This is a genomic window from Candidatus Cloacimonadota bacterium, from assembly GCA_016932035.1.
GTDB lineage: Bacteria > Cloacimonadota > Cloacimonadia > JGIOTU-2 > JGIOTU-2 > Celaenobacter.
Window position 1 is genome coordinate 1 of sequence record JAFGDR010000030.1, and the last position, 13,088, is coordinate 13,088.

The 13,088-nt window shown below is 40.5% G+C and carries 11 protein-coding genes and 1 CRISPR repeat array; of the genes, 8 read left to right on the forward strand and 3 right to left on the reverse strand.

Features of this window, described 5'->3' with window-relative positions; translation table 11 throughout:
- Nucleotides 1-562: a CRISPR direct-repeat array (repeat unit 36 nt; unit sequence GTTGCAGCTTGACACCAAATTGTAGTTTTGAAAGAT).
- A gap of 69 nt (nucleotides 563-631) precedes the next feature.
- The 3 genes from cas2 to cas9 are packed head-to-tail and all read right to left on the reverse strand — an operon-like array spanning nucleotide 632 to nucleotide 4,962.
- The gene (gene cas2 / locus JW794_04720; protein ID MBN2017420.1) at nucleotides 632-961 is read right to left on the reverse strand and encodes a CRISPR-associated endonuclease Cas2; all 330 of its coding nucleotides are present in this window, start codon (nucleotides 959-961) and stop codon (nucleotides 632-634) included.
- A complete protein-coding gene (cas1, locus tag JW794_04725; GenBank protein MBN2017421.1) occupies nucleotides 945-1,835 on the reverse strand; it encodes a type II CRISPR-associated endonuclease Cas1 in 891 nt (296 codons plus the stop codon). Before cas1 ends, cas2 begins: the two co-directional genes overlap by 17 nt.
- Nucleotides 1,807-4,962, reverse strand: coding sequence for a type II CRISPR RNA-guided endonuclease Cas9 (gene cas9 / locus JW794_04730; protein ID MBN2017422.1), 3,156 nt, complete (start codon nucleotides 4,960-4,962; stop codon nucleotides 1,807-1,809). The genes cas1 and cas9 overlap by 29 nt, the downstream gene beginning before the upstream one ends.
- A gap of 209 nt (nucleotides 4,963-5,171) precedes the next feature.
- Here cas9 and JW794_04735 point away from each other — a divergent pair, with 209 nt between their 5' ends.
- The 8 genes from JW794_04735 to JW794_04770 all read left to right on the forward strand — a co-directional run bounded on the left by JW794_04735 (nucleotide 5,172) and on the right by JW794_04770 (nucleotide 13,079).
- Nucleotides 5,172-6,071, forward strand: a complete 900-nt coding sequence (locus tag JW794_04735) for a GNAT family N-acetyltransferase (GenBank protein MBN2017423.1) — start codon at nucleotides 5,172-5,174, stop codon at nucleotides 6,069-6,071.
- 19 nt (nucleotides 6,072-6,090) lie between these two features.
- On the forward strand, nucleotides 6,091-6,432 hold the full coding sequence (locus tag JW794_04740) for a DoxX family protein (GenBank protein MBN2017424.1): 342 nt from the start codon (nucleotides 6,091-6,093) through the stop codon (nucleotides 6,430-6,432).
- 28 nt (nucleotides 6,433-6,460) lie between these two features.
- Nucleotides 6,461-7,351, forward strand: a complete 891-nt coding sequence (locus JW794_04745) for a hypothetical protein (GenBank protein ID MBN2017425.1) — start codon at nucleotides 6,461-6,463, stop codon at nucleotides 7,349-7,351.
- Nucleotides 7,352-7,419: 68 nt separating this feature from the next.
- Nucleotides 7,420-9,156: an agmatine deiminase family protein gene (locus JW794_04750; protein ID MBN2017426.1), complete on the forward strand. Its 1,737-nt coding sequence runs from the start codon at nucleotides 7,420-7,422 to the stop codon at nucleotides 9,154-9,156.
- 19 nt (nucleotides 9,157-9,175) lie between these two features.
- Nucleotides 9,176-10,288, forward strand: a complete 1,113-nt coding sequence (locus JW794_04755) for an alpha/beta fold hydrolase (GenBank protein MBN2017427.1) — start codon at nucleotides 9,176-9,178, stop codon at nucleotides 10,286-10,288.
- Between the two features lie 258 nt (nucleotides 10,289-10,546).
- On the forward strand, nucleotides 10,547-12,271 hold the full coding sequence (locus JW794_04760) for a C69 family dipeptidase (protein MBN2017428.1): 1,725 nt from the start codon (nucleotides 10,547-10,549) through the stop codon (nucleotides 12,269-12,271).
- Nucleotides 12,272-12,310: 39 nt separating this feature from the next.
- Nucleotides 12,311-12,673: an STAS/SEC14 domain-containing protein gene (locus tag JW794_04765; protein ID MBN2017429.1), complete on the forward strand. Its 363-nt coding sequence runs from the start codon at nucleotides 12,311-12,313 to the stop codon at nucleotides 12,671-12,673.
- A gap of 139 nt (nucleotides 12,674-12,812) precedes the next feature.
- Nucleotides 12,813-13,079: a winged helix-turn-helix transcriptional regulator gene (locus JW794_04770; protein ID MBN2017430.1), complete on the forward strand. Its 267-nt coding sequence runs from the start codon at nucleotides 12,813-12,815 to the stop codon at nucleotides 13,077-13,079.
- The last annotated feature ends 9 nt before the right edge of the window (nucleotides 13,080-13,088 follow it).

Here is a 13,088-nt window from a genome sequence, read left to right on the forward strand (position 1 = left end):
GTTGCAGCTTGACACCAAATTGTAGTTTTGAAAGATAACTAAACAAAAATTAAAGGAACTAAAATGGTTGCAGCTTGACACCAAATTGTAGTTTTGAAAGATGTGCTTTTCTTGAAATATTCAATTTCCCCGGTTGCAGCTTGACACCAAATTGTAGTTTTGAAAGATAAAGAAAAATGGGATTTGAAGATGAAGTATGTTGCAGCTTGACACCAAATTGTAGTTTTGAAAGATGAAGCATCGCAAGCGTATAGTAATTCTTATGTTGCAGCTTGACACCAAATTGTAGTTTTGAAAGATTACCGCTTTCTCTGTACGGTGTGGATCAGGTTGCAGCTTGACACCAAATTGTAGTTTTGAAAGATCGAAAAAAAACATATCAAAAACATGATCCGTTGCAGCTTGACACCAAATTGTAGTTTTGAAAGATTTGATTGGCCATCAAACGGAGATAAAACTATGTTGCAGCTTGACACCAAATTGTAGTTTTGAAAGATTGAACATTGCGAGGTATTATGACGAAGGAGTTGCAGCTTGACACCAAATTGTAGTTTTGAAAGATAGCAGCTTTCTAATATGCCTTGCGCTTGTTAGTTAGCTGCTATTGCTACATTTAAAAGAGAGTGATTTCTTAATCAAACAATAGGTACTGGCCTGTTTTATCGGGCATTTTTTCTTTTTTGCGGTTGCAGAAGTGTTCAATCTTTCCGTATTGTTTATCAGTAAAACATAAGATACAAACATCACCACTTGGAGGAACGTGCTCTCTTATTTTATTCTTATATGAGTCCACCCGTTCACGAGTTCCGCAAAATCGCATATACACAGAATATTGACTCATGCTGAATCCCTCGTCCAATAAATAATTCCGGAATTTTGTTGCACGTTTTCTATCCACGTCCTTTTTGACCGGCAGGTCAAACATTACAAGCATCCACATGAGTCTAAGTCCGCTTATCATAAAACTCTGGAAATTGTATTGTGTTCTTTTTTTCTTTAAATGACCGAACAAGAGAAATCACTGTTTGTTTCATGCAATGCTCAAGAGTTAATCTTTTGCCGTCCATGATGAATCGCTCGTTGCACAGATCAGCCAGCTCTTTTTTATGCAGTGGATTGAGTTCATCCTCATTCCCTACGTGCATGGTAAATATCTTCCTGTCAACAAACGGACGATACGGTTCTATAATATCATCCGCAAGGCAGTAGGGATTAAGTTTGTTATGATGATGTAATCCTATTGAGGGCAGCAATCCAAAGGCAATACAATACCGTATTGCGCAGCTTCTTATGATTGCATATCCAAAATTAAGAAATGCGTTTATACCCGGCTCATCAAAATCCCTATTAAAAGCTTTACCGAATACTCTTTTCCAATAGCGAACTGCTGCCTGCGCTTCGATATTATCAGGATCGCCTGATCGAACTTTTTCGATCAGTTTTGCAAAATCTTTTGCATAATCTCCATTATCCAACAACACACATCTCTGGTTTCGGATCTTTTTTTTAATGATCGTCTGCCATATACGTTTTTTAAGAGCTTCAGATGCATCGAGCTGAATATTCATCCTGCCGGTAAATTCATAGTTGGAACAGTGGGAAATAAGATACCCTACAGGAATATAATTCTTCCCGCATAGTATCAATGGAATATTCATCTCACATAACCGAACACAGAGATTGTGTGAATAGCGTATGCCGAATCCGCTGACGATGATCGCGTCTATGTCAGCAAGCGGTTCTTTTCTAACTTCTTCCCTTTTGCATTTAACAACAATAAAACCTCTACTAATACTCAGGAAGATGTCATTCGTTTTGATCTCTAGTATATTCATGTCTTCGTGGATCGGAAATATTCCCAAGAATATCTATTCCAACTTTCCTGGCATTCATATCTTGTAATTTTGTAGGTCTGAACTGTTCACCAATATCCTCTTTACCCTTTTCTTTTTTAGCCACATCTAGCTCTCTAAGATATACTATCTTACCTGTCATTTTTCTTACTCTTCTAATTATCCTAATCCCATCTTCTTCATAAGCAACATTATCATTAATGAACAGGCGCATGATCTTTTTTGCTGTCGGATATTTTTTATGCCATTCGGGTTCAAAATCCTGTTGGTGGGCATAGAACATAGGAATAATTTCTATCTGCCATTTGCCTGCATCCTTTCCTTTATCGGGGCAGTAAATGTCTGCACAATAATTATTACCGGAAAGGTAATATTTATAACTCTCTCCTTTGTCGTTTCTTATTGGAACGACTGTTTTTTTGTCCTTTTCCACATGTATTTTAACTCTCTTTGTTCCGGTTCTTTGTCTAAATTCTTCCAAGATGTTTTCAATTTTTTTATCTTTATTATTTTCAATTTCATTCAACAGAGTTTCTCTTATCCGATTATCGGCGATCTCATTTATTTTCTTTATCGTGGTTAAATCACGAATAGGTTTGCGGACAGAAAGGGTTATCTTATCTTCGGTTTCGGATACAAGCCCGTAAGCGGTTTCATCATGAAGCTGCCCCACTGTTTGGTCATGCCTTATAGCTTCCTTCGCATTTCCATGATCCGGTTTATAAGATACAACAATATCATCTACTTGTTTTTGCATCCCATCGTGCGAAAATTCTTCATAGGGTGGTGGCATTTCTTCGATAAACCTATCCCTTGATTTTTCTGTTGCACGGGCAAATTTCTGTAGCATTGCTCTGTCCGTACACGCTACAATAAATCCATCGATGGCGTGGTGCCGGTTATCAGCACGGTTTTTTTCCGAATCATCAGAAAGCAGTTCGTTCAATCCCCATTTTGCTCTGAACTTTGAAGTAAGTGCTCCCGGAATAGCCCACACATTATTTGGTCCGGATATATAACTCAAATATTCCTTTGCCATTCTGCTCATATACTGGGTATCAGTAAGCAGTCGGGAAATTAATTCTCCTTGATCTTCGAAATTCTTCATTGCATCAGGAAAAAATCTCCATCGCTTTTTAGGTGGGAGCTTTTTACCTCTTTCTAGTATCTCATCCCAATTGTAATCTTCCGGACTGTTTCCAAATGCTTCATAAGGTGACCTTTCTCCTTTGAACTTGTTCGCAAGATAGTATGAAACAGTTTTATTGAGAGGTCGGTCATCAAAGGTTTTGGATTTAGGAAGTATGTGTTCAATCTCAAATTTGTTTGTGAATAGTTCATTGATTGATATTTGTTTTCCAGTATAAGGACAGCAGCGTTTTATCGGATCCGGGTTCAGTTCTTCCCAGAGTTTATATTTTAATCTGTTTTGATAAGTATTTTCAATGCTTATTTTTTCAAGCTCTTCTGCTATTTCTTCATTATGCTTTCTGTTTTCTGCCTGGTCTCTATTTATTTCATCCAGACGTTTCTTGCCGAGCTTAAGCTCACGTGCCAGTTCAATCACGATCTGAGCTGGAGGTCCGTATTTTTTTACCAGTGCGTTGGTTAACTTTCTCAGTTGGTTGAGTGCAATATGAACAGTTGGATTTGCAATTTTTCCATAACGTATTTCATCTATATCATCTGGATCGTTTGTCCCAAACGAAACATGATGTGGCATAATTTTTCCATAGTAGGGTAGATTTCCCTCGTCATAAATTTCTCCAGTGCGAAAATCAGAATGATGATATCCTGCTCTTGCACAAGCATCTGAGTATATATAACCCTCTTTCAAATATGGAAGTAATTTATTGATGGCTTTCTTGCTGAGACTTCCTATGCCCTGTGGTAATCGGACATTTTTAATATTGTTTGCCTGTTCATTCGTAAGTCCAAAATTCTCTTGAAGCCATGTTGTCATTGTTTTTTCTATTTCGACATCATTATCTTCATTAATAATACGTCGTATGATTTCATCCTGTTGATCGTTTGAAAGTTTATCCCACTGCTTTCCAAAACATTCTTCCTTTCTCATAATATGGGATGTTTCATCGCCTTTCAGGTCTTTTCGTTTCTCACTTTCAAGGTTAAATACATAGTCTTCTGGATCTTCTTTTAGTATTTTCTTTTTCAGACTTTTAAATGTTGAGGTTTTCTGTTTGAGAAGCGTTTTAATAATAATGTCCCTTTGCTCTTTTGTTAATTCGTGTTCTTTTCGCTCGAAATTCAATAAAATCAGATTATTCGCTTCCTGGTAAATTCTGAATTGCTGAAAAAGAGGATATGCAACAGGACACCTTGGTTCATCCACCTCAAATCTGCATTTGCCTTTTTGTTGCGGCTGAAGCGGACGCTGAAAAAATATTATATCACGAAGGTGTTCTTTAATATCATCTGTCAACTCATCGTGAAATCTGACCTGACTTTTCCAGATAAAATCGAATTCTTCCTTATACATCTCTCTTGAAGTATAAAAGTTATATGATTTTCCAAAGTCTCTTATTCTTACAGGTCGTTTCTTGTGATGTTCATTTTGGGGAATATCCTTATTCATATTGTATAAATATTCTCCAAGTGTTCGAGCGTTTTGGGCATCCAGTTTTTGTCGCAGTTCTTTGATGGCTTCTTTCAAACGGGAGGTTTCTTTTTCTGCACTATCTAGTTTCCTGTTGCTTTTGAACCCCCTGCGTTGATTGAGATGGAAAATTATTCTACCGATCTCATATATCGTAACTTCTTCATCCAGAGCTTTTGCTCTTAGAAAATATGGATCAATGAGCTGAAGTTGTTTTCTTTTTTCTTCATCTTCTTGTAGTAATCCATATTCTATCAAAGTATCCATGAGATATGCTCTTCTTTGCAAATATCTATCTCTGTTCCTTCTTGCACCGCGATGTTCTCGTCTCGTTACATTGAGTGGTTGACTTGTTTTTGCGTCTCTTCCATCCGGAAAAATCCTTACTCCAAGGTTAATAAGTCCAATCGGAAAATTGTCGTCATTTAGCTCTAGGATGCTCCATCCAAGTGAGGTAGCTCCAAGATCGATTCCAAGACGATATTTTTTCATCTTGACTCCTTTTATTAAAATCCCTTTTTTTGGTTCCAGTTCTTTAACCTGTTAATTAGTTTTAAAAATTTGGTGTCAAGCTGTTAACAAGGTTTTATGAACCAACAAATGAAGGCACAGGCTCCGGCTTGTGCCTTTTCTTCTTTAATTTATTGACAATTTGTTCGTATGAATATTTCCACTTTTAAAAATGAATTTCAGAGGTCTTTATGTCAATCACACATCATCAATACTGCCCGGAAGATTTCTCTCGCGTCAGTGATTTCCTGATCGCTCATTATCTTACGGAAAACAGGGACGGCAACTGGCTGCAACCGGCATGGGAGTATATGCATACACATCCATATCTTGATGAAGATTCTTTGGATAAGATCAGGATATGGCAAGAGAATGGAGAGATAGTTGCTGTAGTTCATTACGAGTCCCGGCTGGGAGAAGTATTTTTCCAGATTCATCCTGACTATACTGCGCTCAAGCCCGAAATGCTCGAGTATGCAGAGCGTTCATTGAAGGGTTCAACAAAAGAAGGCAAATCATATCTGCATGTGTTTGAGAATGATTTTGATGACGCTCTCAACTCTCTCGTTACCTCAAAAGGGTATATGAGAATAAATGCGGAAGATCGTCCTCTTTCCATGCTGAGCATACCCGATCCTTTTCCTGAAATAACTGTTCCTAAAGGATTTGTCATAAAAAGTCTGGCTGACGACAATGACCTGTACAAGATCAATCGTGTGCTCTGGCGCGGATTCAATCATCCAGGAGAACCGCCTGAAGAAGATGAGGATATAGAAGAGAGAAAGAAAATGCAGTCCGGTCCCAACTTTCGCAAAGAACTTACGATTGTGGTCGAAGCACCATCTGGAGATTTCGTTTCCTTTGCGGGAACCTGGTTCGTACCTCAGAAAAAATATGTGTATGTCGAACCGGTCGCAACTGATCCGAATTTCCGAAGAATGGGGCTTGGAAGAGCAGCACTTCTTGAAAGCATCCGAAGGTGCAAGGAACTCGGCGCTGAGGTTGCTTATGTCGGCTCGGGGCAGAAGTTCTATCAGAAACTTGGATTCAAAAAAATCTTTACATCACAATGCTGGGAAAAAGTTTGGTGAAAAACCAATCGGAGATAAGATGAATATTGTGTTGTGGATTCTGCAAATGACTCTGGCAACGAAAATAATTGCTACGGCATTTTCCCATGCTTTTAAGTATTCGGGCATGTATAATCGTCCCCTGATGATTATCGTTTCTGTACTACTCTTCATTTGTGCTGTCGGATTGGTCGTACGTGCTGCAATCGAAGTCCCACAATGGGTAACGCCGCTTGCTGCAGCCATTCTTGCCGTGATGATGATCGTTGCTTTCATCTTTCACCTGAACTGTCCTGAGCATCCATTTATAATTGCGGATATTATCCTGTTTGTTATGTCCCTTTTTATAGCATTTGGTCGCAGATTCATCGTCCCTTTATAATTATAAACTGTACGAGGAGGTTTCTCAAATGACATCAGATTTTAAAACGATTTTTATTACAATGGTTCGTTCTCCAGAGGAACTCTCTCGGTTGACATTGTTGGTTAAAAGTATACGTACGTGGGGAGGAAGACTTGCACGGTTTCCGATCATTATCTTTAATGTCAATCCGATACAGGTATCTTGCAAAGAGCTGGAGGATGACCTGACAGAAAGCATCATGCTGGATATTCCTGATTACTTGCACCGGTATTATTATGGTGATAAAGTTTTTGCCTGTGCCCGTGCTGAAGAGTTCTTCCCGGAAGCAGGTACACTCATCTGGATTGATCCTGCATGTTTGGTTGTAAACCCACCTATCGAATATTTGTTAAAAGAACAAAATGACTGCGCAGTGCGCCCTGTGCACATCAAAAATGTCGGTCTTCAAGCAAACGAACCACTCGATATTTTCTGGAAAAAGATCTATGAAATATGCAGTGTTAAAGATACCGACAGTAACGTCGAAACCTTTGTTGATAAATCGCTGATTCGGGCATATTATAATACTCATGCGTTTGCGGTCAATCCGGCTGCATGTTTGTTCAGACAATGGCTTTCATTATTTGAAAAACTCGTACAAGATACTGAATACCAGCAAGCTGCGTGTGTTGATGTATTGCATAAGATTTTCCTACACCAAGCAGTACTGAGTGCACTTATTTCAGTCAGATGTAATACTGACAACGTAAGAATCCTTCCCCCTGAGTATAATTATCCTTACAATCTGCAAGAAAAAGTTCCTGAAGATCGAAAAGCCCTTGCCTTTAACGATCTCGTTACCATAGCGTATGAAAAGCGCTCTCTTGATCCTGATAAAATCGAAGATATTGATATTGAAGAACCTTTGCGGCATTGGCTTACCGCATATTTCATATAGAGATTTATTGACGTTGAAACGCTAAATTTCTCTTTTTTTGTTACCCTAATCACAGATTGGCAGGTATAATGAAGCCACGTATTATTATTTTTTTATTATGTATCGTTGTTTTCTTCTTTGCAGCGTTCCTGACTCAGGCTTCAGAAATACCAGCAGTTCACAAGCCGCCAATTGTATCGCGGGATTCAATAATTGAGAAGGTCAAAGATCCTCCACCCGGTTATGAAACAGTGAATCCTGCTGAGTTCGGCAGATCGGACGGTGTCATTCTGGCGTGGCCCGGATGGGGAAATGAGATCATCGGTGACATCGCATATGCTGTTGCCGATGATTATAAAGTGTATATGGTCGTGGCGAATTCATATTATGAGGGCATCGCGACCACGTATCTTTCCTCAGTGGGGGTTAATATGCCTAACGTCAACTTCATTCATGATGCAACAATGAACAATATGGGGATGTGGATTCGGGACTATGGACCCTTCTGCATTCATGATGAAGGAGCGTTCGCGATCGATGATTTGATCTGGAGCGGCAACTATGGCATCGACCTAATCCCTTATACCATCGCAGATTTCTTCTCTTTGCCCATTTATCACAGCAACCTGATCCATCATGGCGGAAACCATTTGACCGACGGCAACGGCATGGGATTTTTTTCTACAAACATTTACAACCATAATGGGGGTTATACCCAAAACCAGATAAAGCAAGAGTTCAAAGCCTTCTTCGGCATAGACTCAATGGTCGTCTTCGCACCGATGAACGGTGACGGAACCGGGCATGTGGATATGTTTTGCAAGCTGTTAAATGACACGCTTTTCATCGTGGGTGAATATGAAAATCCTGGTGCAAGCTACCCAGGTGATTATGAACTTCTGAATAATCTTGCAGACTATCTTGGAACGCTCTCTAGTCTTGATGGAAGGCAGTTTCGGGTCGAGAGAATTCCAATGCCCCCGTATTATTACGGAGGACCTGCCGGAACGATCAATTATACCTATACAAATTCGCTTATCATAAATGACAAGGGGCTTGTTCCGTTGTATGGTTTTGATTCCGACGCTGAAGCCCTGCAGGTTTATGCAGACTGCATGCCGTATCATGAAATCATTCCCATAGATTCGGAGTTCATCATCCAATATTGGGGCGCTGTTCACTGTATTACCAATGAGCTTTTCAGCACAAATCCCTTGATCGTACTGCATGATCCACTGAAGGCATATACTTCGGGAACAAACCCGCAGATAAAATTCAGGTTGAATCCGAAATTCTTACAGTCCGGAGCATCAGTTTCCTATAGATGCATATCTTCTCCTAACTATACGGAAATTCCCGCACTGCTTAAGAATGGAGTGTGGTCCGCAACACTCCCCGCTTTGACCGAAGATTTTTCCTACTACATTTCGGGAACCGCAACAACAGGAGATATTGTATTCAATACCTCTCTACCTGAGGATGCTCCGTCAGAAGTTTTTTGGGTTGATGCCCTGAATGTTGGCACAGATGATGAAGCAGGAATATACACAATCCAATTAACTAATTATCCAAATCCTTTTAAAGACGATATATCCATCTCTTTTTCGGCGCCTTTTGCCGCACGATCTGCTTACATTAAACTATTTAACGTCAAGGGTCAGGTTGTGAGAAGCTATAGTATCACCAACCAGCCAACACATACAGCTGAGATTAAATGGGATGGAAAAGATGATCGAGGACGGTCGGTTGAGAGTGGTACTTACTTCTGCAGCGTAGTTCTCGATGGCAAACCGGTGCTGACCGGTAGAATTATAAAGATTCAATAGCAAAAATAGGAGGTTTAGTATGTCACTTACCGCTACAATTATCGGCTGGGTGCTTTGTGGAATATTCTTGATCTTGTTGATCATAACCCTTTCATTGGGAAGGGTCGTTCCTGCAATTCCATTGCTCCTCATATGTATCCTTGTTTCACCATTGTTCGGTGCTTTATTCAAAACTCAAAACGTAAAGATCATAATGTATATTGTGCGTACAGTTCTTGTGCTTGTCTTTCTTTTTGGATTTGTGATGCTCTCGTTCATCGATGCGATCAAATATCCTTTATACAAAAATGATCAACTCAAAGCAGACCTGCAGCGGATCTATGATGACAAAATGGATAAATGGCCTGTGCCGTATGAAACACAATATGTTGAGTGTGCCGGTGGAAAGGCATTCGTGGTGATCTGTGGTCCAGAAGACGCTCCACCCGTTCTGCTGTTCCATGCTGCAAGTATGGGTTCGTGGTCATGGCTTTACAATGTAGAAGAGCTTGCGAAAGATCGCAGGATTTATGCTGTTGATTACATTGGAGAGCCGGGCAAAAGCATTGCAACAGACGAAAAAGCGATCCCCTTTGACACAGAAGGGCTAAATCAAATGTATGATGACATCGTTGCAGGACTTGGCATCACTCAGCCCTATGATGTGATCGGTGCGTCATTTGGTGGATTCATTGCCATGAATAGAGCCATGCACGCACCCGATGAAGTGAAATCTGTAACACTGCTTGGTCCGATGGGAATGACGCCTGCCACATCGAGCGTGAACACAAAACTTATGGCATACCAGCTCTTTCCACTTAAGCCGTTCCAAAATAATATGTTCCACTGGGCTCTTGGATATGACCCGAGTGTTGTGGAAGAGACCGAGGAGTGGTTCTGGCTGGTGCTGAACGGAGTTACAAGAAAAGGATCCCCTCCCAATACATTTACCCCAGAGCAACTCAAAGAGATCGACATCCCTGTTCTTCTCATTCTTGGAGACAAGGATGGGCTTGTTGGAGACCCGCAGACAGTTATACCATTAGCGGAAAACGTGCCTGATATCGATATCGAAATCCTGTCTTCTGGTCATCTTATTGGCATGGAAAAACCGGCGGAAACCAACGCATTAATTATAGAGTTTCTGAGATAATAAATATCAAATATCGCAAGAGCAGGAGCTTCTTTGTTGTAAAGCAGTCTCCTGCTTTTGAATTTATAACGATTCGAAGTAACTGGGCCATCGGTTATAGTAAAATTATACAAATACCTTGAAATACACTTGCTAATAGTTTTTCTCAGTCTAACTTGCTTCCCATAAATAATTGACAAAAAATTAAATAAAACTATGCTTCCTGTAGTTTTCACATTCGACAATGAACGAGTACGAATTTTTTGAAAGGAGTATACTATGAAAAAAATGATAATTATTACCATTTGTATTTTGATTATTTCCACATTGCCGCTTATAGCCTGCACGACTATACTTGTAACAAAAGGAGCATCAGTTGATGGTTCTGTTTTCGTAGCCCATTCTGATGACAGCGAGTTGTTTGATCAACGTCTGGTTTATGTTCCAGCAGCAGATCATGAACCGGGCACATTCCGACCAATCTATTATGATGCCGCTTCACTCGGTGAAAGGCCGGAATATCACGGTTACCTGCTGCGAAGATATGTAGGATCTGACAGAGGTCCAACGTATGAAGATCCCAACCATCCACAGAGTATTCCTCTGGGACAAATTCCTCAGGTAGAACACACCTATGCCTATTTCGATGGCAGTTATGCCATTATGAATGAACACCAGTTGATGTTTGGCGAATGTACTGATGGCACCAAAATCCAACCAGATCCGATACCCGGGAAACTAATTTTCTACAGCGCTGAGCTGAGTCGTGTCGCAGCAGAACGCTGTACAAAAGCCCGAGAGGCAGTTCTTCTTATTGGCCATCTCATAGAAACCTATGGATATTATGGAACAGGAGAAACATTGCCTATTGGTGACACCGAAGAGGGATGGGTGATAGAAATGGCCCCAAGTCCGGAAGGTGTAGGCGGACTCTGGATTGCAAAGAAAGTGCCGGACGGGGAGGTATTTGTTGCTGCAAATGAAATCCGCATTCGTGAAGTAGATCCAGAGGATCCGAATATGCTCTATTGCAAGGACCTTCATGATATTGCCGAGAAGCATGGCTGGTGGAAACCAGAAGATGGTAAACTCGATTGGCTGAAAACTGTAAGTCTTGGTGAATACAGTCATCCATATTACTCCCTTCGAAGGGTGTGGCGACTTCAATCCAGGCTTGCACCCTCCATGAATCTCTCTCCGTGGGTTGAAAATGGCTATACCAAAGCATATCCCTTCTCAGTAAAACCTGATAAAAAGCTAGATGTACGAGATGTGATGGATCTGTATCGTGACTACTACCAAGGAACAGAATTTGATCAATCAAAAGGGGTAACTGCGGGACCCTTCGGGTGTCCATTCCGCTATCCGGGACCAATGGATGCCGGGGGTGATACAGGTGATCCTAACGCAAAGCTAAAAGGCGCATGGGAACGAACTATCTCGATCTATCGTTGCGGTTTCAGTTACGTCTGTCAAGCCCGAGACTGGCTACCCGATCCCATCGGGGGTATACTCTGGTTTGGTCCGGATGAACCAATGAGCACCTGTTATGTTCCATTCTACTGCGGAGTTACTGAGATATCACCCCCTTTCTACACCTGTGATACGGCTGACTTAAGTTTTGAAAGTGCGTGGTGGGCATTTAACTTTCTTGCAAATTGGGCTGCAGTGAAGTACAATTATATGATCAAAGATATCCAACATAAGCAAAATGAAATTGAGCTTGCAGAACTCGATGGTATCAATATAATGGATAAACAAGCCCTTGAGGTTTATAAAACGGATCCAGAAAAAGCTCGCCAGCTCATTACTACGTATTGCAAAAACCAGGGAAATCAAGTAGTTGATGAGTGGTGGAAATTTGCCTGGCTGCTCGTTGCCCGATATGATGACGGCTATGTCAGTTCTCCCGGCGATATGGCAAAAGAAGTTGGTTATCCTGAAAGTTGGTATAAGATTTCCGAGTGGCCAAACGGTCCGAAAACGTATCAAAAACCCAAGTAATTATACTTTTTATCAACCGTGCAATCAAGGAGTAGTCATATGATAGAACTAATGAAAGATCTTCCGGATAATGCTTTGGGACTCATTGCAATCGGCGAGTTGACAGCAGAAGATTATCAAAACGTGGTTATCCCGGCAGTAAAAGAAAAGCTGGAACATTACAAACGAATACGGTTCATCTATTACTTCGGTCCTGAATACAAGGGATTTTCAATAGGTGCAATGTTCGATGATTTGAAAGTTGGTTTTAGCCATCTTGCAATCTGGGAAAAGATTGCTATTGTCACCGACATCAAATGGATCATCGATGGTGTGCGGCTGTGGGGATTCACCATTCATGGGCAATTTAAGGTCTTTCATACCGATGAACTAGATAAGGCAAAGGAGTGGGTAGCGGAATAAGTAAATATATAGATGAATCCATAAGATTGAATCGATTAGTAATGTCATTTTTCTTACTATCAAGAAAGAATGAATACCCTGAAAAATTTGACAATGAATAACTGGGTAAGCTCTTTAATAAAAAAATTATTATGGTAATATGAAATACGATATAGATAAAACATGTAAAGTACTTAAAGCGCTCTCTCATCCGGACAGACTAAAAATCGTTATCGGTGTATATCATGACGAATGTAATGTTTCTGCCTGTCAGAGGAAAATGGGCTTACCGCAATCGACTATCTCACAGCACCTTAAGACAATCAAAGAAGCCGGCATCTGCGTGAGCAGGCGTCAGGGAAATCAGGTTTGCTATAAAGTCGTTGATGATTTCGCGATCGATATAATTAAAAAAATTGAAGGATAAATTTTTTTA